This is a genomic window from Bradyrhizobium sp. JR4.3, from assembly GCF_040547695.1.
Lineage (GTDB): Bacteria > Pseudomonadota > Alphaproteobacteria > Rhizobiales > Xanthobacteraceae > Bradyrhizobium > Bradyrhizobium canariense.
Genome location: NZ_JBEPQF010000012.1, coordinates 61,879 through 88,462 on the forward strand (window position 1 = coordinate 61,879; position 26,584 = coordinate 88,462).

General features: G+C 63.9%; 24 protein-coding genes. 15 read left to right on the top strand and 9 right to left on the bottom strand.

From position 1 onward, the window contains the following. Nucleotides 1-11: 11 nt before the first annotated feature. Complete coding sequence (locus tag ABIB91_RS20185) at nt 12-2,705, top strand: bifunctional acetate--CoA ligase family protein/GNAT family N-acetyltransferase (RefSeq protein WP_354164855.1); 2,694 nt, start codon at nt 12-14, stop codon at nt 2,703-2,705. Nucleotides 2,706-2,714: 9 nt separating this feature from the next. On the opposite strand, the gene ABIB91_RS20190 is transcribed toward ABIB91_RS20185, so the two are convergent. Together ABIB91_RS20190 and ABIB91_RS20195 are read right to left on the bottom strand one after the other, a co-directional pair. Beyond that, nucleotides 2,715-3,203 (bottom strand): phage holin family protein, encoded by a 489-nt coding sequence (locus ABIB91_RS20190; protein WP_354164858.1) that lies wholly within the window; start codon nt 3,201-3,203, stop codon nt 2,715-2,717. Continuing rightward, a complete protein-coding gene (locus ABIB91_RS20195; RefSeq protein WP_354164861.1) occupies nt 3,204-3,479 on the bottom strand; it encodes a hypothetical protein in 276 nt (91 codons plus the stop codon). Nucleotides 3,480-3,654: 175 nt separating this feature from the next. Between ABIB91_RS20195 and ABIB91_RS20200 the strand changes: the two genes are divergently transcribed. From ABIB91_RS20200 to ABIB91_RS20210, 3 genes are read left to right on the top strand one after another with little or no spacing between them, the layout of a single operon-like run. Further along, nucleotides 3,655-4,791, top strand: coding sequence for an MlaE family ABC transporter permease (locus ABIB91_RS20200; RefSeq protein WP_354164864.1), 1,137 nt, complete (start codon nt 3,655-3,657; stop codon nt 4,789-4,791). A 2-nt stretch (nt 4,792-4,793) separates the two neighbouring features. After that, complete coding sequence (locus ABIB91_RS20205; protein WP_219682423.1) at nt 4,794-5,561, top strand: ABC transporter ATP-binding protein; 768 nt, start codon at nt 4,794-4,796, stop codon at nt 5,559-5,561. A gap of 3 nt (nt 5,562-5,564) precedes the next feature. After that, nucleotides 5,565-6,668, top strand: a complete 1,104-nt coding sequence (locus ABIB91_RS20210; protein WP_354164867.1) for an ABC-type transport auxiliary lipoprotein family protein — start codon at nt 5,565-5,567, stop codon at nt 6,666-6,668. Between the two features lie 6 nt (nt 6,669-6,674). Here ABIB91_RS20210 and ABIB91_RS20215 read toward each other — a convergent pair whose 3' ends face one another. Next, the gene (locus ABIB91_RS20215; RefSeq protein WP_354164872.1) at nt 6,675-6,992 is read right to left on the bottom strand and encodes a c-type cytochrome; all 318 of its coding nucleotides are present in this window, start codon (nt 6,990-6,992) and stop codon (nt 6,675-6,677) included. A gap of 148 nt (nt 6,993-7,140) precedes the next feature. On the opposite strand from ABIB91_RS20215, the gene ABIB91_RS20220 reads away from it, so the two are divergent. Next, nucleotides 7,141-7,851, top strand: a complete 711-nt coding sequence (locus ABIB91_RS20220; RefSeq protein WP_354164875.1) for a helix-turn-helix domain-containing protein — start codon at nt 7,141-7,143, stop codon at nt 7,849-7,851. Nucleotides 7,852-8,348: 497 nt separating this feature from the next. Further along, nucleotides 8,349-9,077, top strand: a complete 729-nt coding sequence (locus ABIB91_RS20225) for a Crp/Fnr family transcriptional regulator (RefSeq protein ID WP_007601607.1) — start codon at nt 8,349-8,351, stop codon at nt 9,075-9,077. Here ABIB91_RS20225 and ABIB91_RS20230 read toward each other — a convergent pair. Continuing rightward, nucleotides 9,074-9,850 carry a cyclase family protein gene (locus tag ABIB91_RS20230; protein ID WP_354164878.1) on the bottom strand — a complete coding sequence of 259 codons (777 nt, stop codon included), beginning with the start codon at nt 9,848-9,850 and terminating at the stop codon, nt 9,074-9,076. The genes ABIB91_RS20225 and ABIB91_RS20230 overlap by 4 nt on opposite strands. 324 nt (nt 9,851-10,174) lie before the next feature. Between ABIB91_RS20230 and ABIB91_RS20235 the strand changes: the two genes are divergently transcribed. The 4 genes from ABIB91_RS20235 (at nt 10,175) to ABIB91_RS20250 (ending at nt 13,895) form a co-directional block, all read left to right on the top strand. Further along, nucleotides 10,175-11,146, top strand: coding sequence for a TRAP transporter substrate-binding protein (locus ABIB91_RS20235; protein WP_085349491.1), 972 nt, complete (start codon nt 10,175-10,177; stop codon nt 11,144-11,146). Nucleotides 11,147-11,232: 86 nt separating this feature from the next. After that, nucleotides 11,233-11,781, top strand: coding sequence for a TRAP transporter small permease (locus ABIB91_RS20240; protein ID WP_354164881.1), 549 nt, complete (start codon nt 11,233-11,235; stop codon nt 11,779-11,781). Further along, entirely contained in the window at nt 11,772-13,064 is a 1,293-nt protein-coding gene (locus tag ABIB91_RS20245; protein WP_007601611.1) for a TRAP transporter large permease, read from the top strand. Before ABIB91_RS20240 ends, ABIB91_RS20245 begins: the two co-directional genes overlap by 10 nt. 24 nt (nt 13,065-13,088) lie before the next feature. Next, the gene (locus tag ABIB91_RS20250; RefSeq protein ID WP_354164885.1) at nt 13,089-13,895 is read left to right on the top strand and encodes an SDR family NAD(P)-dependent oxidoreductase; all 807 of its coding nucleotides are present in this window, start codon (nt 13,089-13,091) and stop codon (nt 13,893-13,895) included. Nucleotides 13,896-13,904: 9 nt separating this feature from the next. On the opposite strand, the gene ABIB91_RS20255 is transcribed toward ABIB91_RS20250, so the two are convergent. Genes ABIB91_RS20255 through ABIB91_RS20270 form a run of 4 tightly spaced genes read right to left on the bottom strand, consistent with a single transcriptional unit; the run spans nt 13,905 to nt 18,174 of the window. Continuing rightward, nucleotides 13,905-14,603 (bottom strand): molybdate ABC transporter substrate-binding protein, encoded by a 699-nt coding sequence (locus ABIB91_RS20255; RefSeq protein WP_219682426.1) that lies wholly within the window; start codon nt 14,601-14,603, stop codon nt 13,905-13,907. Further along, the gene (locus ABIB91_RS20260) at nt 14,600-16,735 is read right to left on the bottom strand and encodes a xanthine dehydrogenase family protein molybdopterin-binding subunit (RefSeq protein WP_354164888.1); all 2,136 of its coding nucleotides are present in this window, start codon (nt 16,733-16,735) and stop codon (nt 14,600-14,602) included. The genes ABIB91_RS20255 and ABIB91_RS20260 overlap by 4 nt, the downstream gene beginning before the upstream one ends. Next, the gene (locus tag ABIB91_RS20265; protein WP_354164891.1) at nt 16,732-17,202 is read right to left on the bottom strand and encodes a (2Fe-2S)-binding protein; all 471 of its coding nucleotides are present in this window, start codon (nt 17,200-17,202) and stop codon (nt 16,732-16,734) included. Before ABIB91_RS20265 ends, ABIB91_RS20260 begins: the two co-directional genes overlap by 4 nt. 15 nt (nt 17,203-17,217) lie before the next feature. Beyond that, nucleotides 17,218-18,174, bottom strand: a complete 957-nt coding sequence (locus ABIB91_RS20270) for a tripartite tricarboxylate transporter substrate binding protein (protein ID WP_354165200.1) — start codon at nt 18,172-18,174, stop codon at nt 17,218-17,220. 250 nt (nt 18,175-18,424) lie between these two features. Between ABIB91_RS20270 and ABIB91_RS20275 the strand changes: the two genes are divergently transcribed. After that, complete coding sequence (locus ABIB91_RS20275; protein ID WP_354164894.1) at nt 18,425-20,515, top strand: molybdopterin-dependent oxidoreductase; 2,091 nt, start codon at nt 18,425-18,427, stop codon at nt 20,513-20,515. A 133-nt stretch (nt 20,516-20,648) separates the two neighbouring features. Next, nucleotides 20,649-21,431 carry an enoyl-CoA hydratase/isomerase family protein gene (locus ABIB91_RS20280; RefSeq protein WP_354164897.1) on the top strand — a complete coding sequence of 261 codons (783 nt, stop codon included), beginning with the start codon at nt 20,649-20,651 and terminating at the stop codon, nt 21,429-21,431. Nucleotides 21,432-21,479: 48 nt separating this feature from the next. Here ABIB91_RS20280 and ABIB91_RS20285 read toward each other — a convergent pair whose 3' ends face one another. Further along, the gene (locus ABIB91_RS20285) at nt 21,480-22,589 is read right to left on the bottom strand and encodes a site-specific integrase (RefSeq protein WP_354164900.1); all 1,110 of its coding nucleotides are present in this window, start codon (nt 22,587-22,589) and stop codon (nt 21,480-21,482) included. 1,623 nt (nt 22,590-24,212) lie between these two features. Here ABIB91_RS20285 and ABIB91_RS20290 point away from each other — a divergent pair. From ABIB91_RS20290 to ABIB91_RS20300, 3 genes are all read left to right on the top strand, one after another. After that, nucleotides 24,213-25,163, top strand: a complete 951-nt coding sequence (locus ABIB91_RS20290) for an ArdC family protein (RefSeq protein ID WP_354164903.1) — start codon at nt 24,213-24,215, stop codon at nt 25,161-25,163. A 108-nt stretch (nt 25,164-25,271) separates the two neighbouring features. Continuing rightward, complete coding sequence (locus tag ABIB91_RS20295; RefSeq protein WP_354164906.1) at nt 25,272-25,514, top strand: hypothetical protein; 243 nt, start codon at nt 25,272-25,274, stop codon at nt 25,512-25,514. Then, complete coding sequence (locus ABIB91_RS20300; protein ID WP_354164909.1) at nt 25,514-26,575, top strand: DUF7146 domain-containing protein; 1,062 nt, start codon at nt 25,514-25,516, stop codon at nt 26,573-26,575. The genes ABIB91_RS20295 and ABIB91_RS20300 overlap by 1 nt, the downstream gene beginning before the upstream one ends. Nucleotides 26,576-26,584: the final 9 nt, after the last annotated feature.

Sequence of the window (26,584 nt, forward strand, 5' to 3'; positions counted from 1 at the left end):
CATTTGCTTTCATGTCAACCTATCGTCTGAAGAACCTGCTGTCGCCGCGTTCGGTCGCGCTCGTCGGTGCGAGCGCCCGCCCGGTCTCCGTTGGACGCGCCGTTCTGGAGAACATCCGCAAGGCTGGGTTCACGGGACAGTTCGGCCTCGTCAATCCGCGCCATGCGGAGATCGGCGGCGTCGCGGCCGTGGACAGCCTCGATCAATTGCCGTTCGTGCCCGAGCTTGTGGTTATCACCGCGCCGGCGCGCGCGGTTCCGGGCATTGTCGATCAAGCCGGGCGGCGCGGCTCGGCGGGCGCCCTGATCGTCTCGGCCGGGCTCGGTCACGGAGCGGGGTCCCTCCACGAGGCCGCCATCACTGCAGCCCGCAAATACGGCATGCGGCTGATCGGGCCGAACTGCTTGGGCATCATGATGCCCGGCGTGAGCCTCAATGCCGGTTTTGCTGCGCACATGCCGGGGCCGGGGAATCTCGCGCTGATCTCGCAATCAGGCGCGATCGCGGCCGGCATGGTCGATTGGGCCGCGCAGCGCGGCGTCGGCTTCTCCGGCATCGTCTCGATCGGCGATCAAATCGACGTCGATATTGCCGATCTGCTCGACTATTTCGCGATGGATCACAAGACCCGCGCGATCCTGCTCTATATCGAAGCCATCAAGGACGCGCGCAAGTTCATGTCGGCCGCGCGTGCCGCGGCGCGCGTGAAGCCCGTTGTCGTGGTGAAGTCCGGCCGAATGGCGCAGGGCGCGAAGGCGGCCGCCACCCATACCGGTGCGCTTGCGGGCGCCGACGCCGTCTATGACGCGGCGTTCCGCCGCGCGGGCGTCCTGCGGGTCTCCGATCTGCGCGAGCTGTTCGATTGCGCCGAGACGCTCGGGCGCGTCGAGTCGCCGGCGGGAAAGCGCCTCGCCATCCTGACCAATGGCGGCGGCATCGGTGTCCTCGCTATCGACCGGTTGGTCGAGCTCGGCGGCATTCCGGCGAGCCTCTCGGCGGACGCGCGCAAGAAACTCGACGACGCGCTGCCGCCGACCTGGTCCGGCGCAAATCCCGTCGACATCGTAGGTGATGCCGATGCGTCGCGCTATGCGGCGGCACTCGACGTGCTGCTTGCCGATCCCGACAACGACGCGGTCCTCGTCCTCAACGTGCAGACCGCGATTGCCTCGGCTGCCGATATCGCAACGATGGTGACCGAACGCGTCAAGGCATATCGCGAGAAGCACCGCAGTTGGGCCAAGCCCGTGCTCGCCTCGTGGATCGGAGCAGACCAGAACATCATCGAAACACTGTCCGGCGCGGGCATCCCGAACTATCCGACCGAGGATGACGCCGTGCGCGGCTTCATGTACCTCGTGAGGCATCGCGAAGTCGTGGAGGAGTTGAGCCAGGTTCCACCCGCAATGCCCGACACTTTCGTGCCGGACGCACGTGCCGCAAAACAGATCGTAGCTGCCGCCATCGCAGACGGCCGGCAATGGCTCGAACCCGTCGAGATCAAGCACCTGCTCGAAGCCTACGATATCGCGATGGTGCCCACTTACGCCGCGGCCGATGTCGAGCAGGCGGTGGCCTACGCGGAAGACATCTTTGCGCAAGGCGCCACCGTCGTGCTGAAGATCATGTCGCGCGACATCGTCCACAAATCCGATGTCGGCGGCGTCGTGCTCAATCTGACGACGGTCGAGGCGGTGCGCGCCGCCGCCATCGACATTCTCGCACGGGCGAGCAAGCTGCGTCCGCAAGCCCGCATCGAGGGCGTCATCGTGCAGGCGATGGTCGTCAAGGCGAAGGCGCGCGAGTTGATCCTGGGCCTCGCCGACGATCCCACCTTCGGCACCGTCGTGGTGTTCGGCCGCGGCGGGACCGCGGTCGAGATCATCAACGACAAGGCGCTTGCGCTGCCGCCGCTCGATCTGCAACTGGCCCGCGACCTGATCGACCGCACGCGCGTGTCACGGCTGCTTCGCGCTTACCGGGACGTGCCGGCCGTGAAGCCCGACGCCGTCGCCATGGTCCTGGTCAAGCTGGCGCAGATGGCCGCCGACATTCCCGAGATCCGCGAATTCGACATCAATCCGCTGCTGGCGGATGAAACCGGCGTGACCGCGGTCGATGCCCGCGTCGCAGTCGGGTCGCCGCAACGGAAGTTCGCCGGCTCCGGCGCCGCCAACTTCGCCGTTCGGGCCTATCCGTCGCAATGGGAGCGCCGCCTCAAGCTCAAGGAGGGCTGGCGGATCTTCGCGCGGCCCCTGCGTCCGGAGGACGAGCCGACCATCCACGCATTCCTGCGTCATGTCACGGCGCACGACCTTCGTCTGCGTTTCTTCGCGCCGATGAAGGAGTTCACCCACGAGTTCATCGCGCGCCTGACCCAGCTCGACTATGCGCGGGCGATGGCCTTTATCGCATTCGACGAGGCGAGCGGCGAGATGGTCGGCGTGGTCCGCCTCCATTCGGACTCGGTCTACGAGAGCGGCGAATATGCAATCCTGCTGCGGTCCGATCTCAAGGGCAAGGGACTGGGATGGGCCCTGATGCAGCTGATCATCGACTACGCGAGATCGGAGGGGCTCAAAGCGATCTCCGGTGATGTTCTCAGGGAGAACACAACGATGCTCGAAATGTGCCGGCAGCTCGGCTTCGAGGTGAAGCCGGATCCCACTGAACCGGATATTTGCGACGTCAGGCTGAAACTCTGAGCGCGACCGCTATGAGCGCGCTTCAGCCGAATTTGCCGCGGCGGAGTCCTTGGCCGTTCTCCGCAAAGTCTTGATCAGGACCGCAATCAGCGGCACCAGCACGGGCAACATCGTGCTGAGCGGATGATGCACGGCGCCCGACATTTGGGCCTGGAATGTGCGTGCCTCGAGTTGAAGCGCTTCGATGGATGCGCCGTGAATCTCGTTGGCGAGTTCGATGTCGCGCCCCGAGGGAGGCCGGCCGGCAATCACAAAGAGAATTGCTGCGATGACAAAATTGACGGCGCCAAGGATGGCCGCCGCGCCAATGGCACTCCAGATCTGCACCAGCGCGAAATAGGCGGACAGCTCCAGCATCAGGAGCCCGAACGCGGCGATCAGCGCCGCAAAGGCGCGCAGGCCGAGGCCGATCAGCAGGTGGCGCAGCCTGATGTCCGCGATGATCCTGTCGGTACGCCAGAGCACACGCAGATGTTTGACGACATTTTCGGTGTTCACCTAGTGCCTCCGCAGCATGAAGCCGGCGACCACGCCGAGCGCGAAGGCCGAGGCCAGTGATGTGATCGGGCGGTCCGCAATGAGGCCCTGAAGCTGCTCCTGCTCCTCGTCGACGGTCTCGCCGAGCTCGGCGAGCGCGGCCCTGATCTGATCGGCAAGCGCCTCCACGCGGTCTTTCGAACTGTCGAACATCTCCTCGCCGGCCGTGCTCAGCAAGCGTGTGACGTCGATCTTCAGCGTGCGCAGTTCTTCGCTCATCCTGTCGCTGTCGAACATCGATCTGATTTCCCCGTTAATGGAATCAAACCTAGGACCCGCCGGCGCGAGCGCGCTTGATTTGCGTCAAGGAGGCAGACGCGTCGTGGTCTTGAGACAGGTCAAGCCGGCTGCCACATGCTGGCCTAGAATGACCGGCTGAATGGGGACCCGGTTGTCCCGATGAGGTGGAAGCGTGAACTCCGAACCGCTGTTGCTGGCAACGCCCTCCGGCGAAGAGCTGAAATTGTGCCCGGCAGGGCCGTGGATTGCCGCGAACGTGTCGATGCTGGAGACATTGTCCCGGTCGGTCGGGGCAGACGTCGATCAATCCAGAGCCGTGACCTTGGACATGTCGGGCGTCAGCGCGCTCGACACGCTGGGCGCCTGGGTCCTGGAAAAGCTGTCGCGCAGGGCTTCATCGTCCGGTCGATCGACCGAATTTATCGGGGTCGCCGACCATTTCAGTGGCCTGATGGACGAGGTGCGTCAGGTCAACCGCCACACGCCGCTGCCGACGCCTGCACCTAACCCGGTTCTGCTCAGACTGAACGATCTCGGCAAGTCCACGGTCGGCGCGCGTGAAGACATCACGATCTTTCTTCAAATGCTGGGCGCGTTGTGCATGGCCGTGATCGGCGTGCTGCGCCGGCCGCGCTCGCTGCGACTGACATCGCTGATCTATCAGCTCTATCGCATCGGCTGGCAGGCCATCCCCATCGTCGTGCTGATCACCTTCCTGATCGGCGCCATCATCGCCCAGCAGGGATTTTTCCATTTCCGCAGGTTCGGCGCGGAGTCCTACACCGTCGACATGGTCGGCATCCTGGTGCTGCGCGAGCTCGGGGTGCTGATCGTTGCCATCATGGTCGCCGGCCGCTCGGGAAGCGCCTACACCGCCGAGCTCGGCTCGATGAAGATGCGCGAGGAGATTGATGCGCTCTCGACCATGGGCCTCGATCCCGTCCACGTCCTGATCCTGCCGCGGGTTGCGGCCCTGGTGATTGCGCTGCCGATCCTTGCTTTCATCGGATCGATCGCCGCACTCTATGGCGGCGGCCTGGTCGCGCAGTTCTACGGCGGCATGGCGCCGGCGATCTACATCGCGCGGCTGCACGAGGCGATCTCGGTCACCCATTTCGAGGTGGGCATCCTGAAGGCGCCGTTCATGGCCCTGGTGATCGGAATCGTCGCCTGCAGCGAGGGCTTGCGTGTGAAGGGCAGCGCCGAGTCGCTGGGACGACAGACCACAACGTCGGTGGTCAAGTCGATCTTCCTGGTGATCGTGCTCGACGGCCTGTTCGCGATCTTCTTCGCCTCGATCGGAATGTGATCATGGGCGAATCGCAAGAGCAGTTCGCGATCCGCGTCCGCGACCTCGTGGTCGGCTTCGGCCGGCAGACCGTGCTCGATCATCTGTCGCTCGACGTGCGCCGGGGTGAGATCCTCGGACTCGTGGGGGCGTCGGGTGGCGGCAAGTCGGTGCTGATGCGAACCATCATCGGCCTCATCCCGCGCCAAGGCGGGACCATCGAGGTCACGGGACGGCCAATCGGCGGCCGCACCGAGGGCGCGGCCACGACATGGGGGATTCTGTTCCAGCAGGGCGCGCTGTTCTCCTCGCTGACGGTCCGGCAGAACATCCAATTTCCGCTTCGTGAAAATCTCGTCCTGTCACAGGAGCTGATGGACGAGATCGCGATCGCCAAGCTCGAAATGGTCGGGCTGCGGGCGCAGGACGCAGATAAATATCCGGCGGAGCTATCCGGCGGCATGACCAAGCGCGTCGCGCTGGCGCGCGCGCTCGCGCTCGATCCGCCGATCCTCTTCCTGGACGAGCCGACCTCGGGCCTCGATCCGATCGCGGCGGGTGATTTCGACGCGCTGATCGCGACCCTGCAAAAGACCCTCGGCTTCACCGTCTTCATGGTTACCCATGATCTGGCGAGCCTGACAACGGTCTGCGATCGGGTCGCTGCTCTTGCCGACGGCAAGATCGTGGCGATCGGTCCGATGCGCGACCTGCTGCAATCCGAGCATCCCTGGGTGCGCGCCTATTTCCATGGCAAGCGCTCGCAGATGCTGCAACACGAGATGAGATGAGACATGGAAACCCGCGCTCCCTACGTGCTGATCGGCAGTTTCGTCCTGGCGGCGATCCTCGCGGTGTTCGGCTTCGTCTATTGGCTGAACAACACCGGCGGCATCGGACCGCGCACGAGCTATCACGTGCAATTCCAGGGCCCGGTGCCCGGTCTTCTGGTCGGCGCCGGCGTGCTGTTCAACGGCATCCGCGTCGGCGAGGTCACTCAGCTCGGGCTTGCGCCGGACAATCCACGCTTCGTCAATGCGACGATATCGGTTGCTTCAACCACGCCGGTGCGCGCCGACAGCAGGGTCGGGCTCGATTTCCAGGGGCTGACCGGCGTGCCGGTGGTGACGCTGGAGGGAGGCGTCATCGTCACCAAATCCGGAGAGACCCCGACCTTGATTGCCGAGGCCGGTGCGGGCCAGAGCATGACGCAGGCCGCGCGCGATGCACTGCGGCGGGTCGACACCGTGCTGGAGGACAATTCGGGCCCGCTGAAGGAGACCATCGCCAATCTCAAGACCTTCTCCGACGGGCTTGCGCGCAACACCGGCAAGATTGACGGCATTTTGGCGGGCTTGGAGAAGATGACCGGCGGCGGAACGCCGGCGCAGAAAGTCACCTATGACCTGCGCACGCCGCAGAACCTCGGTCCTGCGACCAAGACGCTCTCGGCGTCGCTGGCCATTCCCGAGCCGACAGCGGTCGCCATGCTCCAGAGCCAGCGCATGCTGTTCGCTCCCGGCGGCGACAATCCGGCCTTTGCAGACTTCCTCTGGGCAGACAGCATTCCCAAGCTGGTGCAGGCGCGGCTGATCGACAGTTTCGAGAACTACGACATCGCGCACGCGCCGTTGCGCACGGCCGATCTCGGGCAGGCGGACTATCAGCTGCTGATCGACATCAGGCGCTTCCGCATTGCCACGGAGGGGGAGACACGGGTCGAGATCGGACTGTCGGCGCGGATCGTCGACAAGAACGGTAAGGTGATCGCCTCGCGTCTCCTCGACACCAGCGAGAAGCTCGACAAGGTCGAACCGGCCGCGGCGGTCGCAGCGTTCGATACGGCCTTCACGCGCATCGCCAAGGAGCTGATCGGCTGGACGGTGCAGGCGGTGTGACGCCGGCTATTCCAGGGTCTTGAGGTAGGACAGGAGATCGTGGATCTGGTCCGGACTGAGCTCGAAGGCCGGCATGTCGGCGTGGCCGGTGTTGATGCCCTCGGCCAGCGCCTCCCCAAGGCTCTCGATGGGATAGCGCTGGTGCAGGGCCCGCAGCGGCGGTGCGATCTTGAGCGGGCTGCTCGAAGCGCGGTCGATCGCGTGGCAGCGCGCGCAATTGGCTCGCGCAAAGGCTTTGCCGCGTTGTTCGGCGGTCGGGGCTGCCAGGGCAGGCGTCATCAGAAGCAACCCAATCAACCCGCGACGCAGCGTTCCTTGCAGCATGTAAGGTGGCCCCGGTTAAGTCCGGGAGAAGAATAGGGCGGGGATTCCCTCCAAAATTGATCTGGGTCAACCGGCTTTGGCGCAGTGCAGTAAAATGCAGCCGCGCGACGGAATGGGCCTGATGGGCAGCCGGCGCTTGGAGCGGTCGATGAAGCCCGTAGTCACGATTGAGCCGAACTGGCAGCTTTGCAGCGATTGCGCCGTCCGCGCATCAGCGGTTTGTTCGTCGCTGGATGCGGTCGAGCTTCGGGAATTCGAGCATCTCGGCCGGCGCGTCCATTTTTCCTCAGGCGAGACTGTGTTCTCCGAAGAGGACATCACGACCTCGTTCTACAATCTCGTCGATGGCGTCATGCGGCTGTACAAGCTGCTCGCCGACGGCCGCCGGCAGATCGTGGGCTTTGCCTTGCCCGGCGATTTCCTGGGGATGAATATTTCGGGCAGGCACAATTTTTCGGCCGACGCGATCGGCGCGGTGACCGTATGCCAGTTCGCGAAGGCACCCTTCGGCCGTTTCATCGAGCACCGGCTGCACCTCCTCAGGCGGATCAACGAGCTGGCGATTCGCGAACTGAACCAGGCCCGGGACCACATGGTCCTGCTCGGCCGCCGTTCGGCGGACGAAAAGGTTGCGGCCTTTCTGCTCGGCTGGCGCGAGCGGCTGGTCTCGCTGAAGGGGGCATCGGACACGGTCCCGCTTCCGATGAGCCGCCAGGACATCGCCGACTACCTCGGCCTGACCATCGAGACCGTCAGCCGCACGTTCACCAAGCTGGAGCGCCACGGCGTGATCGAGATCATTCATGGCGGGATCAGCCTGCTCGATCCGGCGAAGGTCGAGGCCTTGGCCGCAGCCTGATTCCGACGCAGCGCGGCTCGATTTTGATCGGGATCAATGCATTCGGCCGCGTGCCCCGAATAATGCCTGAAACCACAGGGGAGGGCATCATGCCGGCTGACGCGTTGCTTATGAGCATCATTGTCGTGGCAATCTTTGTCACATTCGCCGGGGCTCTGGCCTGGGCAGACCGGCAAACCAGCGCGGGCCCGCTCAAGTCAGACGTCAAGCGTCGAAGCTCCTGAGATTAGGGTCGCATTTTGTGGCGCCCGCGGCGCGGGCTATGCCGTGCGAACTCGGGACGATTGGCAGCGCCTCAACGCAAGGCGGCGTGCGGCGCTTGCAACTCTGCATCGACCGGGACGCATTGGCTCATCCTTCGGCTGCCGGCTTCGCCCCTGACCGCGGCATTTTCGCCGCGTTTGCCTCAAAAAGGGAGCATGCTTTCCGGTTGAAAAACTGGGCTACACTGACTACGCAGGGACCCCAGTGCCTCGCAGTCTTAGGAGCCCAGTGGCGTGCCTCAGGACAAGACCGGCGACGACCCCCGACAAGCGGCGGGGAATAAATTATCGGTCCTGCGCAAGCACCCGATCTTTGCGGATCTGGAGCCGGAGGCGCTGGATCAGCTCTGCCGTTACGCCAAGCACACCACGGTGAAGCGCGGCGCGACGATTGCTGCCAAAGGCGATCCCGGCAACAATCTGTTCGCGGTGATCACAGGGACGGTGAAGATTTCCTCTTCGTCGCCCGACGGCCGCAATGCCATTCTCAATCTGATTGGTCCCGGAGAGATCTTCGGCGAAATCGCGGTGCTCGACGGTGCCCCCAGGTCGGCCGATGCGACCGCCAACACCAATTGCGAGCTCTACATCATCGATCGCCGGGATTTCCTGCCGTTCGTGAAGAGCCAGCCGGCGCTCGCAATGAAGTTCATCGAGCTGCTCTGCGCGCGCCTGCGCTGGACCAGCCAGCAGGTCGAGCAGGTGATCCTGCAAAATCTGCCGGGCCGGCTTGCGAGCGCGCTGCTCGGCCTCACCGAAGAGCGCAAGTTCGACTCCGGCAGCGGCACGCTCGCCATCACGCAGCAGGAGATCAGCGAGATGGTGGGGATGACGCGCGAGAGCATCAACAAGCAATTGCGCGCCTGGGCGGGCCGCAATTGGGTTCGCCTCGAGCACGGCGCCATCGTCGTGCTCGACATGGATGCCTTGCGCGAACTCGCCGAGAGCGGGCTCGACAGCTAGCTGTCGATGATCGCGACGGCGCGGGTCCAGCCTGCGGAGGCCCGCTCGATCTTCACCGGAAAGCACGAGACGGTGAACCCGGTCGAAGGCAGCTGGTCGAGATTGTGCAGCTTCTCGAGATGGCAATAGCCGATGTGCCGCCCCGCCTTGTGGCCCTCCCAGATCAGGCCGGCGTCTTTCGTTTCGGCATATTTCTTCGCGGTGTGGACGAACGGTGCGTCCCGGCTCCAGCCGTCGGTGCCGGTCAGCCGCACGCCGCGTTCGAGCAGATACATGGTGGCCTCATAGCCCATGCCGCAGCCTGAGCTGACATAGTCGGCTTGACCGAACCTGGCGCCGGCGCCGGTGTTGACGACGACGATCTCCAGCGGCGACAGCGAATGCCGGATCCGCCTCAACTCCTTCTCGACATCGTCGGCGCTCGCCACGTAGCCGTCGGGCAGATGTCTGAAGTCGAGCTTCACGCCGGGCTGAAAGCACCATTCCAGCGGCACCTCGTCGATCGTCCATGACCGCTCGCCGCGATTCATGGTTGGATGGAAGTGCCAGGGCGCATCGAGATGCGTGCCGTTATGGGTCGACAGCGAGACCTGCTCGACGGCCCAGCCCTGGCCGTCCGGCAGCTCCTGCGCCGTCAGGCCGTCGAAGAACTGCAGCATCCGCGGCAGGCCCTGCTGGTGATCGATGTACTGGATCGTCGGGTGATTGCCCGGCGGATCCGCCGTCACGTCGTTTCTGAGCGGCACGGAGATGTCGATCAGCTTCCGCGGCATGGGCATTCCTCGGGATGGTCCGTCTTGTTTCGCAGCATCTTGAGGGGGCCGCACCGGCGTCGTCAAGCAACGCCTATCAACGCTTCCCGCCCCCGACGGACAGATGATTTCGGAAAAACAGGACGGTGGGCCGGTTGTCCGCCCAAAGCCGGTCTGATCCATCGATGCAACTCTAGCATTGATCGATGCCGGATTTGGCTTGGACAGAGAATGCCGCGCGCCCTAGGGACGACAATGGCGCTTGACTTCATCCCGGAAGTGGAGCGACCCAAGGCGGCCCGCAGCATCTGCCCAACGACATAATCAACTCAGGAGGAAGCCCAGATGAAGATACTTACCGGCGTCATCGCAGCCGCTCTGCTGGCGGTCTCAGCCCCCTTGGCGACCGCACGCGATTTCCGTTCCGCCGACATCCATCCCGCCGATTATCCGACCGTCGAGGCCGTCAAGTTCATGGGCAAGCAGCTCGCTGCGGCGAGCGGCGGCAAGCTCGGCGTGAAGGTGTTCCCCAACGGTGCGCTCGGCTCCGAGAAGGACACCATCGAGCAGCTCAAGATCGGCGCACTCGACATGATGCGGATCAACGCATCGCCCTTGAACAACTTCGTGCCGGAAACCATCGCGTTGTGCCTGCCCTTCATCTTCCGGGACACGCAGCACATGCGTACCGTCCTTGACGGGCCGATCGGCGACGAGATCCTGGCGGCCATGGCGCCCGCAGGCCTGATCGGCCTCGCCTATTACGACAGCGGCGCCCGGTCCATTTACACCGTCAAGGCACCGATCAAGTCGCTCGCGGACGTCAAGGGTCTGAAAATTCGCGTCCAGCAATCCGATCTGTGGGTCGGCATGATCCAGAGCCTTGGGGCCAATCCGACCCCGATGCCGTATGGCGAGGTCTATACCGCGCTCAAGACCGGTCTGGTGGACGCTGCCGAGAACAACTGGCCGTCTTACGAGTCCTCGCGCCATTTCGAGGCCGCCAAGTTCTATAACGTCACCGAGCACTCTCTGGCGCCCGAAGTTCTCGTGATGTCCAAGACGGTCTGGGACACGCTGAGCAAGGAAGACCAGGCGATGGTCCGCAAGGCGGCCAAGGAATCGGTGCCCGTCATGCGCAAGCTCTGGGACGAGCGCGAGCAGGCGTCCCGCAAGACCGTTGAGGCGGCTGGCGTTCAGGTCGTGACGATCGCCAACAAGGCGGAGTTCGTCGACGCGATGAAGCCCGTGTACGACAAGTTCGCGGGTGACGAGAAGCTGAAGAGCCTCGTCAAGCGTATCCAGGACACGAAGTAAGGCCATAGCGTCGGCCCGGCGTTGCCGATTGGCGACGCCGGACCGACGCAGTGGAGGCGCGCAAGGAGACTTGCAAGGAGACTTGGATGACAGACCCTCACGTCGCAGACCACGAACTGGACGTAGCCGGACGCCCGTCCACCGCCCTGCTGTCCCGGATCAATGCTCCCGTCGCTCGGCTGGGCATGTATCTGTCGGTGACCGGGCTGCTCGTCATCGTGACAATCGTCTTCTACCAGGTGTTCGGACGCTACGTGCTCAATTCCAGCCCGACCTGGACGGAGAACCTTGCGTTGGTTCTGATCCTGTATGTCACGCTGATCGGCGCCGCCGTCGGCGTGCGCGATGCCGGACATATCGGGATGGATAGTCTGCTGGTGATGCTGCCGGACCACGCACGAGAGAAGATCGAGCTTGTGATCCACGTCCTGGTCGCCGGCTTCGGCGTCGCGATGGCCTATAACGGCTGGATCCTCGGAGCCTCGGTCGGAACGGTCAAGATCCCCAATCTCGGCCTGCCCGAGGTCATCCGCTACGTGCCGCTGATCGCCTCCGGCGTCCTGATCGTCTCCTTTTCAATCGAGCACATTATCGCTCTCCTGCGCGGCGAAGAGGTCGTCCCCTCATGGAACTGATCATTCTCGGCGCCACTTTCTTCGGCTTCCTGGTCCTCGGCGTCCCGGTCGCCTTCGCGATCGGCCTGTCGGCGATTTGCACGATCCTCTACGAAGGCCTGCCGGTCGCGGTCATCTTCCAGCAGATGATGTCGGGGATGAACATCTTCTCCTTCCTCGCCATCCCGTTCTTCGTCTTCAGCGGTGAGCTGATGCTGCATGGCGGCGTCGCCGACAAGATCGTGCAGCTCGCCAAGAATCTCGTCGGACACATCCGCGGCGGGCTCGGTATGTCGAACGTGGTCGCCTGCACATTGTTCGGCGGCGTGTCCGGCTCGCCTGTTGCCGACGTGTCGGCGATGGGGGCCGTGATGATCCCCATGATGAAGAAGGAAGGTTTCGACACCGACTACGCCGTCAACGTCACCACCCATGCGTCGCTGGTCGGAGCACTGATGCCGACCAGTCACAACATGATCATCTATGCGCTCGCCGCCGGCGGCAAGGTCTCGATCGGCGCGCTGATCGCCGCCGGCCTCCTGCCCGCGCTGGTGCTGATGGTGTGCATGCTGGTCGCCGCTTACGCGGTCGCGGTGAAGCGCGGCTATCCGGCCGGCAAGTTCCCGGGCTGGCCCGCGGTTTTTCGCTCGTTCGCCGCCGCTCTGCCCGGCCTTCTGATCGTCGGCATCATCCTGGCGGGCATCCTGTCCGGCGTGTTCACGGCAACCGAATCCGCGGCCGTCGCGGTCACCTATACGATCCTGCTGACGTTCTTCATCTACCGCACCATGACCTTGCCGAACTTCCTGCGCGCTGCGGCCAAGGCGGTGAAGACCACGGGCGTGGTGCTGCTGCTGATCGGCGTCTCCACCATGTTCCAGTATCTGATGGGGCTTTACGAGGTCGCCGACTTCGCCGGCGAGATGATGGGCAAGGTCTCGACGCAGCCCTGGGTCATCTTCCTGCTCATCAACGTCATCCTGTTCGTGCTGGGCACGTTCATGGACATGGCCGCGACCATCCTGATCTGCACGCCCATCTTCCTGCCGATCGCGATGAAGGCGGGCATGGATCCGGTGCAGTTCGGCATGCTGATGCTGATCAACTGCGCGCTGGGACTGAACACCCCGCCGGTCGGAACGACGCAGTTCGTAGGCTGCGCGATCGGCGGCATCTCGGTGGGCGCGGTGATGCGCACCATCCTGCCGTTCTACGCCGCGCTGATCGCAGCTCTGATGTTCGTGACCTACGTCCCCGCGTTCTCGCTGTGGCTGCCCCGCCTGCTGATGGGCTACAAGGGATAGCAGCAACGCAAGGAGACTCTATCCGTGACTGACTATCGCAAGCTCTTCGATCTCACCGGCAAGACGGCCGTAGTGCTGGGCGCTGCCTCGGGCATCGGCAAGTCGTCGGCCGAGGCGCTGGCCGGGCTTGGCGCCCGCGTGATCTGCGCCGATCGCGCGCTTGACGCAGCGGAAGCAACCGCCGCCGGGATTCGTGAGAAGGGCGGCTCGGCCGAGGCGGCTGCGTGCGACGCCGCGAGCGCTGTGGACGTCAACGCGCTGGCCAAGACGGTGATGCAGAAATTCTCGCGGCTCGACATCGCGGTGACGACGCCCGGGCTCAACATCCGCAAGACCATCCTCGACTACACCGAGGAGGATCTCGACCGCGTCCTCAACCTCAACATCAAGGGCACGGTGTGGTTCTTCCAGGCTTTCGGCCGCATCATGGTCGAGCAGAAGGGCGGCAGCATCATTGCCTGCTCCTCGGTGCGGGCGGTGACCATCGAGCCGGGCCTCGGCGTCTACGGCTCGACCAAGGCGGCCATTGGCCTGCTGGTGAAGGGCTTTGCCTCCGAGGTCGGACGCTCCGGCGTGCGGGTCAACGCGATCGCGCCAAGCATCGCCGAGACCGCGCTGACCGGCCCGTTCAAGCAGCGTCCCGACATCTACAATCTCTACGCCGGCCACACCGTGTTCAACCGCTGGAGCAGCGCCGACGAGGTCGCGACAGCCGTCGCTTATCTCGCCTCGGACGCCGCGAGCTATGTCAGCGGCAGCACGCTGTTCGTCGATGGCGGCTGGACCGCCGTCGACGGTCCGCCGACCGGTCTCACCCAGTTGCACAAATAAATCGGCTATCTAGCCGGTAAAGCCGGCGCGCTGGCGCAGATCCCTGCGGTCTGCGCCGGTCAGCAACGCGATCAGCGCGGCCGCCTCTTGCGGATGGGCGGCCCGCGTGGTCACGCCGGCCGTGTACATTGTCACGAGCTCGCAGCCCGGCGGCAGCGCTCCCGACAGCGCGATGCCGTCGGTTGCGATGATCTCGGTGGCCTGCGTGCAGCCGATCGGATGCGCAGCGGCGGACGCCGCAAGCTCCCGCATCGCGGTCGCGCCGTTGGGAAAGATCTTGAGGCGCGACGCGACCTCATAGGCGATGCCGAGCTGATCCAGCACCTTCGCGACGTGCTGTCCCGCCGTCGAGGCTTTCGTATCAGGGACGTAGATCGCGTCGGCGCTGCGCAGCACCTCGCGCAAATCAGCCTCAGTCTTCACGGTCACCTTGGGATCGCGGCTGCGGACCGCCAGCGCGGTCTCGACCCGCCCGACATCAGAGATCGAGGAGGGGATGACGAGCGTCTCTTCGGCAAGCCTTGCAAGCAGCGCCTGCGTCAGGATCACCAGATCGGCCGCCGTCCCCGCGCGCAGCTTGTCCGCCATGATGCCGACGGCGCCGAACTCACCGTCAATGCCGAAGCCGGTCTGCGTCTTGAAGGGATCGCTGAGGCCGCGCACCAGGCCTTGCGCCGCGCCTCCGCTCAAAATGCTCACTGTCGTCACGATGCCAGCTCCATGGCTGCAATGATCTTGTCGCGGGTGATCGGCAGGTCGCGCACGCGCACGCCGAGGCAATCGTAGACGGCGTTGGCGATCGCTGCCGTCACCGGGCCGTGGGCGGCCTCGCCGGCGCCGACCGGCTCGATCTCCGCCCGCTGGACGATCTCGACATCCACCATTGGCACCTCGCTGAAGGTGAGGATCGGATAGTCGGTCCAGGACGTCGATGTGATGCGCGTGCGGTCGAAGCGGACGCGTTCCTTCAACACCCAGCTCGTCGCCTGGATCGCGCCGCCCTCGATCTGGTTGATGACGCCGTCGGGATTGATGGCCTCGCCCACATCGACCGCCAGCGTCAGCCGCTTGACGCGGATGTCTTCAGTGCCTTCGATCTCCGCAATCGCGGCGCAATAGGCCCCCGTGTTCTTGTAGCGGGCGAAGCCGACGCCATGACCGATGCCGGACTGCTTCTGCGGTTTCCATTGCGCACGTCGTGCCGCCGCGCGAATCACCTCCTTAGCCCGTTCCTCGCGCAGATGACGCAGGCGGAACGCGATCGGGTCTTCGCCGCGAAGGGCTGCGATCTCGTCGAGCAGGGACTCGATCGCGAAGACATTGCCTTGTCCACCAAGGGTCCGCAGCGCCGAGGTGCGCACCGGCATGGTCAGCAGCCGGTGGCTCGTGACCGTCCAGGCCGGGAGGTCGTAGAGCGGAACGGAGTTGCGGTCGCCGCCGCCGCCATTGGCCGCGGGCGGATTGGTCGAGATCATGCGCGGGTAGGGGGACGCAATCTCGGTTGCGGCGAGCAGCGCGGGCTGTGCCGCGCGCCCCGGCCGCGCCGCGTGGCCGTTGCTCCAGATCGCATGGCGCCAACCGACGATCTCGTTGTCCGCATCGAGATCGGCCTCGATCTCGATCGCCATCGCCGCGCCGAACGGCGCGTGAGACATCTCGTCGTGGCGCGACCATTGCACCCGCACCGGACGGCCGCCGGCCCCTTTCGCCAGCAGCACGGCATCGAGCGCGACGTCGTCGGCCGCGTTGTGTCCGTAGCAGCCCGCGCCTTCCATGTGCTCGACGACGATGTTTTCTGCTGGCAGCTTGAGCACGATCGCGAGGTCGGCGCGCAGCAGATAGACGCCCTGGCTGTGCGTCCAGACATGGACACGATCGCCGTCCCATCGCGCCATCGCACACGATGGAGCGATCGAGGCATGCGCGATGTAGGGACGGATGTATTGCCGGCGGAGGGGGCGAGCAGCTTTCTCTAGCGTTGCCGCAGTGGTCCTGGTGTCGATCACGGTAGTCTCGACCGGCTGGCTCTTCAGGAATCCGGCGAGATCATCTTCATCCGGTAGCGGCTCGCCGGCCGACCATGTCGCGCCACTGCGCAAGGCTTTCAGCGCGGCTTCCGCCGCTACCTCGCTGTCGGCAATCACGCCGGCAAAGCCGCCGTCGCGGACGATCGCGACGAGGCCGGGAACGGCTCGCGTCGCCGTCTCGTCGAGCGCGATCAGCCTGGCGCCCGAGATGTCCGGCCGCAGCACGCGTCCGTGCAGCAAGTCCGGCAGCGGACAGTCATGGATAAAGCGCGGCCGTGCGAACACCTTGTCGGGAATGTCGACCCGCTGGACCGAATGTCCAGCCACAGTGCGCTTGGCGACCATCTTCGCCGTCGCGCCCGCATTGGCGCCGTGGTCGAGCGAGACGTCACCAGCCAACTCCCAATAGCTGGTCCTGACATTGCCGGGGCCCGAGATCGTGCCGTCATCGATCTCGAGCAGCGATGCATCGACGCCGAGACGTTCCGATGCCGCGGTGAGGAAGCGCTGGCGCACCTGGGCACAGGCGTGGCGCAGCGCGCGGCCCGAGTGCTGGATCGAAAGGCTGCCCGAGGTGACGCCTTCGTTCGGGCTTGCCGCCGTGGAGGCGCGGATCATCTCGATGCGGCCAACATCGACGTCGAGCTCGTCGGCTGCGATCTGCGCCAGGGCCGTGACGATGCCCTGGCCGATCTCGACCTTGCCGGGCGAGATCGCCACACGGCCTTCGCCGATGAGCTTCACCCAGGATGACAGCTTGGGATTGGCCGCAAGGCTGACCGGCAGTGTCGGGGCAGGGGACGGCGCACTCATGATCCCGCCATCTCCGCGGCCGCCCGCAACACGGCCCGGACGATGCGGTTGTGCGATCCGCAGCGGCACAGATTGCGATCAAGAGCGGTTTTCACCTCCGCCTCCGTCGGCGACGGGTTGCGCTTCAGCAGCGCCGCCGCGCTGATCAGCATCCCGGATACGCAATAGCCGCACTGCATCGCCTGCTCGGAGATAAAGGCGCGTTGCAGCGGATGCGGTTGCTCCGCCGTGCCGAGGCCTTCCACCGTGACGACGTCCTTGTCCGCGACCGACCACATCGGCATGTCGCAGGAGGCCATCGCGCGGTCGTCGACCATGACATGACAGGCGCCGCACTCGCCGGCCCCGCAGCCGAAATGCGGACTTGTAACGCCGAGCCGGCTGCGCAGCACGTCGAGCAGCGTCTGATCCGGATCGGCATCCACGGCCGCCGCCGTGCCGTTGAGCTGGAATTGAATGGTCGGCATTGTCGCTCTACAGCCTCAGGACTTGTCGAACTTCTTGACCACGTCGGCCCATTTTTCGATGTCACCGCGCAGGAACTTGTCGAATTCCTCCGGCGTCATCGACATGGGTGCCGCGCCCTGCGCAGTCCAGAGCTTGACGATGTCGGGCCGCTTCACCATTGCGTTCACGGCGGCATTGAGCTTGTCGATCACAGGTTTCGGCGTGCCCGCCGGAGCCATCAGGCCGAGCCAGATCGTGGCTTCATAGCCTGCGACGCCCGCCTCGATCGCTGTCGGCACGCTCTGTAGCACCGCTGAGCGTTGCTTGCCGGTGGTCGCGAGCGCGCGGACCTGGTTCTCGCCGATGTTCGGCGCCATCGCCGGCACGGCGTCGATCATCATCTGCACCTGCCCGCCGATCACGCCGCTGCGTGCCTCGCCACTGTTGCGGTAGGGGACGTGGACGAGGTCGATGCCGGCCATGGCTTTGAACAGCTCGCCGGCCATGTGATAGGGCGTGCCCTGGCCGGAGGAGGCGTAGTTCAATTTGCCCGGCTGCGACTTGGCGAGCGCGACGAACTCCTGCAGCGTCTTCGCTGCGACTTGCGGGTTCACCACGATGACGAGATCTGAGGAGTTCACCGGTGCGATCGGCGCGAGGTCGCGCATCAGCTCGTATTTGCGCTTATCCGGCGTCAGCAGGGATTCGTTCGCGGTCTGGGTGTTGGACATCATCAACAGCGTGTAGCCGTCGGCGGGCGACTTCGCCGCTTCGACCGTGCCGATGACGCCGCCCGCGCCGGTGCGGTTCTCGATCACGAATGGCTGGCCAAAACTCTCCTGGAGCGCATTGCCGATCTGCCGGGCCGCGACATCGGCCGGCCCGCCGGCGCCGAAGGGGACGACGATCCGGACCGAATGGTTGGGATAGTCCTGCGCCAGGGACGGGCTTGCGGAGCATGCGCAGAGCAGGCCGGCGGCCAGCGCCAGCATGAATTGTCGGGCCGTCACACCCACCTCCCTGTTGTCGTTCTTGTTGGCGGGCACTGTAGCGGCAGGGGAGGCGGACTGTCGACGCCTCACAAAGCCGATGGTGCCTGGAATATCCTGCGGTTTTCGGTGTGGCGGCACCGCTCTTCGCGGTCGCGGCAGGAACCGGCGGCGCATGGTTTGAGCAAATCGCATGGGCCTTGCCGGATAAATACCCTCGGCTGACAGGTATTTTGGTGTTACCAAATTGGACATGAACCAGCACGCCAAGATCGAAATCCGCCATTCGACCTGTCCGCATGATTGCCCGTCGGCCTGTGCCCTCGATATCGAGGTGGTCGAGGGACGCAGCATCGGTCGTGTCCGCGGTTCGAAAAAGCAGACCTATACGGCCGGCGTGGTCTGCGCCAAGGTCGCCCGTTATGCCGAGCGCATCCATCATCCTGAAAGACTGACGTATCCGCTGCGCCGCACGGGTGCGAAGGGCTCCGGCCAATTCGCCCGGATCAGCTGGGACGAGGCGCTGGACGAGATCGCGGATCGCTTCAACCAGGCCGAGCGCGAATTCGGCGCGGACTCAATCTGGCCCTATTATTACGCCGGCACGATGGGGCTGGTGATGCGCGACGGCCTCAACCGCCTCACGCATGTGAAGAAATATTCGCGGTTCTATCAGACCATCTGCGCCAATGTCGGGCGCATCGGGTTCGCGATCGGCACCGGCAAGATCGCCGGCGTCGATCCGCGCGAGATGGCGCTGTCCGATCTCGTGGTGATCTGGGGCACCAACCCCGTCAACACCCAGGTCAACGTGATGACGCACGCCGCCCGTGCGCGCAAGGAGCGCGGCGCCAAGATCGCGGCCGTCGACATCTACAACAACGAGACCATGAAGCAGGCGGATATCAAGATCATCCTGCGGCCCGGCACCGACGGCGCGTTCGCCTGCGGCGTCATGCACGTCCTGTTCCGCGACGGCTATGCCGACCGCGCCTATATGGACAAGTACACCGATTGCCCTGGCGAGCTCGAGGCGCATCTGAAGACGCGCACGCCCGAATGGGCATCCGCGATCTCAGGCGTGCCGGTGGCGGAGATCGAGGCTTTTGCCAGATTGGTCGGCGAGACCAAGCGGACCTTCTTCCGGCTCGGCTACGGCTTCACCCGCTCGCGCAACGGCGCGGCGCAGATGCATGCCGCGAACTGCATTCCCGCCGTGACCGGCGCCTGGCAATATGAAGGCGGCGGCGCCTTCTTCAACAATTACGCGCTGTGGCACTTCGACGAATCCATCATCGAAGGCCACGACGCCATCGACCCAACTATCCGCGCGCTCGACCAGTCGCAGATCGGCCGCATCCTCACCGGCGATTCGAAAGCCCTGCACGGCAAAGGCCCGGTCAAGGCGCTGCTGATCCAGAATACCAACCCGATGACGGTGGCGCCGGAGCAGGCGCTGGTAGCGCGGGGTTTTGCGCGCGAGGATCTGTTCGTCGCGGTGCACGAGCAGTTCATGACCGAGACCGCCGAGATGGCCGACATCGTGCTGCCGGCGACGATGTTCATGGAACATGACGATCTCTATTACGGCGGCGGCCACCAGCACATCTCGGTCGGGCCGAAGCTGATCGACCCGCCCGGCGAATGCCGCTCCAACCACGAGGTCCTGCAGGCGCTGGCGCCGCGGCTTGGCGCCAGGCATCCGGGATTTGAGCTGACGCCGCGTGAATTGATCGACGCGACGCTGAAGCTCAGCGACCACGGCGACATTGCCGGTCTCGAAGCCGACCTCTGGCGCGACCTGCAGCCGGACTTCCGCACGTCGCATTATCTCGACGGCTTCGCCCATGCCGACAGGAAATTCCATTTCAAGGCCGATTGGGCGCATCCGCCGTTCGGTCAGAAGATGGGCGACTTCGACAAGATGCCGGCGCTGCCGGACCATTGGGCGGTGATCGAGCATTCCGACCAGGCCCATCCGTTCCGGCTTGCCACGAGCCCGTCGCGCAGCTTCCTCAACACCACGTTCAACGAGACGCCGTCCTCCCAAGCGCGTGAGGGCAAGGCGAGCGTGATGATCCATCCCCTGGATGCGGCCGCGCTCGACATCGCCGATGGCGATGCCGTGACGCTCGGCAACACCCGCGGCGAGACCACGCTGATAGCCACGCTGTTCGAGGGCGTGCGGCGCGGCGTGCTGATCGCGGAGTCCGTTCATCCCAACAAGAACCATATCGGTGACCGCGGCATCAACATGCTGACGGGCGCGGACACCATTGCGCCGATTGGCGGCGCCGCATTCCACGACAACAAGGTCTGGATCAGGAAAGCGGTCGCGGCCTGAGCCTGCGCTTCGATCGCCTTCAAGTTTGTGTCGAGGCGTTAAAGCGGCGCCGTACCGCAGATTGCCCTTGCACCTTCGGCCCGAGCTGCCGCAAATGGGCCGCTAAACGGGAGCCCAAGGAAGCGAGCGTACCATGACCGACACCACAGCCGTGATCACCGAGAAGCGCGGCCAGGCGCTCTGGATCACCATCAACCGTCCCGAGAAACGAAACGCGCTGAATGGCGAGGTCATCGCCGGCATCGCGCGCGGCTATCGCGACGCGCATGACGACAAGGATGTCCGTGTCATCGTGCTGACGGGCGCGGGCGACAAGGCGTTCTGCGCCGGTGCGGACCTGCAGAACTCCGGCGCGGCTTTCGCGATGGATCATTCGAAGCCGAATGTCGACTATGCCGATCTGTTGCGCTTGTCGCAGAACGCCACCACGCCCGCGATTGCGCGCGTTGGCGGGGTCTGCATGGCCGGCGGCATGGGCCTGCTCTGCATGACCGACATGGCCGTCGCCGCCGATCACGTCATCTTCGGTCTGCCGGAGGTGAAGGTCGGCGTGTTCCCGATGCAGGTGTTGAGCCTGTTGCAGTCCATCGCCCCGCCGCGCCTCGTCAACGAATGGGCGCTGACCGGCGAGCCGTTCGACGCGAAAGCGGCGCTGGCAGCGGGCTTGCTCAATTACATCGTGCCCGCGGCCGAACTGGATGCCAAGGTCGACTGGCTGATCGGTCGAATCGTCGATAAATCCCCGACCGCGATCCGGCGCGGCAAATACGCGATGCGTGCGATCGCCTCGATGTCGTTCGACGAGAGCATCGCCTACACCGAAAGCCAGATCGCGCTGCTCGCGATGACCGAGGACGCCAAGGAAGGGCTGAAAGCGTTCAGCGAGAAGCGCAAGCCGGTGTGGACGGGAAAATAGGCGATCCTTTCAGCGCATTCGTGGGCGCTGCCGTCGATCGACGCGCCTTTATTCCGAGGAGAGATTGGCGTTGAGCCGAATAAGAAGAGATCTTGTCCGCTCCTCGCGACGCTTTTTTGTGGCAATGATCAACTGCCTGCCAGTACGCTTGGCGTAGGTTGGCAGTTGGCGACTTGATCTATGACGGCCAGCGGCGCGCAACTCTGCATCCGTGAGATCGCTGTCGGCGCCTTCAGTAAATCCTCCGTGTCGGAAGGACCGAAAAGAAAGCTCCTGACGTAGGCCAGCCTCTGTGATAATGGTTTTTACCACACTACGTAGATAGCGAAGATCCTTGCGCGGGGTAATCCATGGTAGCGGGATTGCCGACTGACGATGCGCATGGTCGCGCCGGAATACCAGGCCGGAGAGGCCGGTCCTTTTGATCTCGTCAAGTTCCTCCATAAGTTCAGGGAAGAGAGGGGCGCCAGTTTCGTCCGTTAGGGGCCACCAGGCCTCCTCTCCATTCTTCGGATGCACGATTCTGACGCTGTTTGGCCGCTCGCTGGGGCGATAGTGCGTAATGTCGAAGGCGCCAAAGACGTGCTGCTCTCGTTGCAGCCACTCCCACGACAGTAGAGCAGCTGTTGCGATCGAGCGGTAATCAAGTCTTCTCGCGGCAGCTCTGAACGCGACGAGTTCATCCCAAGTTGCGGTCGGTGTGGGCTCTATCGGCCGCCCGGGTGGATGAGATTTTAATCCCATCCGGGAAAACGGATTGGTCGCTGGTACGATCCTTTCTTGAGCACGCTGACCAACGAACCAAGCCCGGCGGCAGGCGGCCATAACCATATTTGCATAGCGACGGCGCTCGCGAACGACGACCTCTCCACTGTTATCGACTTTCGTCACGAACAATAATTTTCGATAAACTGCGTCGACGAACGCTTTGGTGAAATCGGACAACTGCTTAGACCCAACGCGACTTCCATCTTTCAGCTCGTGATTGGCGAACAGTGCGAGACTTTTTGTGTAGTGCCGCTGTGTAGTGCTTTCGATTTCTGTCCACTTCTGGTGAGCTTGGAAGACGCCGACGAGCCAATCGAACGTGCCGGGTTCGATAGTCGCCGGCACGATGTCGCTTAGACCTCGTGAGTGCCAACTGTCGAACGCCGGCAACAGAACTTTCTCTACCCGCTCGACGGCACTTGCGTAATCGCAGCCCAGAGCTTCAGGGTTTAAATCGCAGCCCTGTCGACGAGACCAGGTTGGGGGTTCAAAGTAGTAGGCTATTCTATTCTTCGCCAATATTTTGCGGCGACAATACCGAGGCAGACGCGGTGCCTTCCCAAGCGATATCACACCAGGCATAAAAGATCTTCCCCCTGCTTAAGATCTCCTTTTCCGATCGACGCTGCGAAGTGATCCATAGTCGCCTTCGACCAAACTGGCTGGCGCAGGCGCCCTGTTCCGCGAAAGCCGATTGGTGGGGGTGCGTCTCCTCGGCTGATCGCGCGCATGAGTTCGCTCGTGTCTACAAAGTCAAGGTAGGCGGCGGCCATGTCCGCCCTCATCATCGTGGGCCAGGTTCTAGCGAGAGGGTAGCGGGCAGGTAGTGCGGTGCGCGGCGAGCCTAAGCGGTTTGATCTGACTGCTGAATGTCCGTGGTGTAACATGTGCTGATTTCACTGACGAACGAGACGGGATCTGATCGATCCAGATTGCTCTTCGCCCCTGGTCGGGGGAGCGAGAGTTCGGATCGCGGATTAAGCGGAGTGTTACGGCCAAAGAGTTTGCACCTCTACTGCGAAGCGCGGCCGGGCGGGAAAAGGCTGGATTGGCGCGCGAAAAGGAAGCCTTCGGTGTGTAGTTCTCCAAGAACGCCAATGTCGCTCGCGAAAGAAAAGGGGAACAGTTGCGGCGCTCCGTTGGCAGGGGCCGGTAGCAGGCAGGCAACTGCTTTGGATGATAGATCAATAGTCAATCCGACAGGTCCGATGGGAGACTTGTATCGAAGCCTTCGGATCGCTTTCGAGCGTCGGAATTTTAACGTGCGGGTTGAACACAGCAGGCTATGATCGCGGGGGGCTGAGTACTGTTGGCCGTCCATTGCTCGAGTGGTTCAATTATTGCTCATGTATAGGGACTGAATAGTTGCAGATATCCGTGAGCTGCAGGCCTCCCGTGATGCGCTTGAACCGGATGGACGATGCAAGGCGGAATGCAACCCGAACTGCGGCGGGATCGGTAAATAGGGACTAAGACTACTTTTCTGCGCGCCGACGAATTCAAGCGACGAAACGAGGTCCTCCGGGCAAGCCCTGGCGAGTTCTGGCGTTTGCGCGCGTGCGGCTGCGCCGCAACGGGCTCTTGTGAACCGAGCCGCGCTGCGTCTCGGCCATCCGGCTTCGATCCCTCGCGCAGGGAGTGCAGAGCTCCTCGCCGGGGGCACTCGGAAAAGGGGCTCGCCTTGCGGCGACCGCTATCACTGCCCCGTTCCCGGGTGCCGCTATTGAACCGGTCTCGTCGCTGCACTCGGACCCGCGTGCCCCTTCGGGTCGCTATGCTCACGCTCTCCGGGTGCCATTTTCCGTTGAGGCGATGCGCCCCTGGCGCACGCCTCGTGGGGCCTGCGGCCCCGGTAGCTCAACTCAATTCCCATGAAGATACGATGCAAGGCGGGCTGCGTCACAGATCTCGCATTCCTTCAAGTAGGAGGAGAGTCAGAGTGTCGGCCGGGTTTTGCCATGACGGGTTACAGGCTGCGAGAGAGGTTCGCGGTCCCCGTCGCGGAGACCCGCGATGTCCAGATATTATCCTCACGCGCGCACCGGTAAGGACCGGGCCAACCTTTATAACAACATCATCAACAAGATCATCGCCGAGTTGGAGGCTGGCCGAGTGCCGTGGGTCCAGCCTTGGGGCACCGCGGCGGCGAAGGCGCCTTTGGCTTTGCCGAAGAGCGCGGCGTCCGGCCGCCAATACAGCGGCATAAACATTCTAGTTCTATGGGGTGCCGCGACCGAACACGGATTTACAGGCCAGAGCTGGCTTACCTTCCGCCAGGCGCTGTCGCTCGGTGGTCACGTCCGCAAGGGCGAGCGCGGCACGACCGTCGTCTATGCCGACCGATTCGTGCCTGCCTGCGAAAAGCGCCGCGCACATGAGACCGGCGAGGTAGCGCAGGCCATACCGTTCCTCAAGCATTTTACGGTCTTCAACTGTGATCAATGCGGCGGCTTGCCTCCAGAGATCGCGACGACGGCGCCGCCCCCGCCGCCGGGCCTGATCGAGCCGCAGGTCGAATACCTGATCAAGGCGACCGGCATCGACTTCCGCATCGGCGGCAACCGTGCCTTCTATATGCCGACGGAAGATTATGTGCAGGTGCCGCCTCCGCAGGCCTATTTTGAACCAATCAATTGGCATCGAACGGCTCTCCACGAGCTGGCGCATGCCAGCGGTCATCCGTCGCGTCTGAACCGTGACCTGTCAGGCAACTACGGTACTAGGAAGTATGCCTTCGAGGAGCTGGTTGCGGAAATCTCGTCTGCGTTCAGTTGCGCCTCGCTCGGCATCGTGCCGACGGTGCGGCATGCCGACTATATCGGCTCTTGGCTTGAAGTCTTGCGCGAGGACAATCGTGCCATTATCCGGGCTGCCTCCAAGGCCAGCAAGGTTGCCGATTATCTGCTTGGCTTTCTCCCAGAACCCGTCGGCGACATGCCGAGGGAGGACCAGCAGGCGGCGTGAGGCTCTGCTCGGTGGGCACCGGCACAAGAGTAAGAGGGGGCAGGGTTGTTTCCGTGACGGGTTGGAGGCCGAGAGAGAGGCTCCCGGCTGCCCGTCGTGGAGCATCGCATGCCAAAAGCTGTCCAAAAAATCACGTCGGCCGATGTCGGAGTGACCGGTGGAAAGCGCATCGAAGTATCGGGATCCAATGTCAAGACGCGCAAGAGCTTGCGAGGGGACGGCCTCTTTGAAGAGATCATCTTCTGTCAGCTCCTCATGTTCGTGCGGATGGGCGCAAGTGGCATAGAGATGCTGTCGAAGGTACGCGACCGGTATCCGGTCGAAGGTCCCCTTTGGCAGGAGGCGGCCTGATGTCCCGCCAAGCTTGCGAGCTGGCACGCCGCCTCGCGCGCGACGCGGAGGCGGTATGCCGACACTATCTCTCCAATGGCAAGCGGGCGGGGCGGTATTGGGTGGTCGGCGACGTCCACAACAACCCCGGCCGCTCACTGTTCGTGCGGCTCCAGGAATCGCCGAAGGGAGCGGCGGGCAAGTGGACCGATGCCGCAACCGGCGCGCATGGTGATCTCCTCGACATCATCCGCGAAACTCTGGCTCTGCGACACTTTCGTGAGGTCGCCGAGGAGGCGAGGCGCTTTTTGAACCTGCCTCGTTCTGAGCAGAAGCCCGCCCCAAGACCTATTCCCCCAGCCGTACCGCCCGGATCGCAGGTAGCCGCCCGTCGGCTCTTTGCGATATCCAGCCCGATCGAGGGGACACTGGCTGAAACGTACCTGCAGCGCCGCGGAATAACCCGCGTCCACCATGATGGCAGCCTGCGCTTCCACCCACGTTGCTACTATCGGCCCGACGACCATCTGCCGACTGAAACCTGGCCGGCGATGATCGCCCGCGTCACGGATCTTGACGGTCGGATCACCGGCGTGCACCGGACCTGGCTCGATCCGGACGGCTTTGATGGTGTTCGGCTCGGCAAGGCTCCGATCGATACCCCACGACGCGCGATGGGCGATCTGATCGGCAACGCCGTTCGGTTCGGCGTGGTGGATGACGTGCTCGCTGCCGGCGAGGGTATCGAAACTATGCTGTCGCTGCGCTACCTGCTGCCGACTATGCCGATGGCGGCAGCGCTTTCGGCTAATCACCTCTCCGCCATGACGCTGCCGTCTAGCTTGCGCCGGCTCTACATTGCGCGCGATGCCGATGCCGCCGGTGATGCGGTGCTGACAATTCTCAGTCAGCGCGCAGCAAACGCCGGCATTGAAGTGGTCGTGCTGTCGCCCCAGCTGGGCGACTTCAACGAAGATCTGCATGTCTTCGGTCTCGAAGCCCTCCGAGCAGCGCTGCGGTTTCAGCTTGTGCCAGAGGATGTCGTTCGCTTCCTGCATTCGTCGACGGTGGCCGCGGAATAGCTCCCGGTC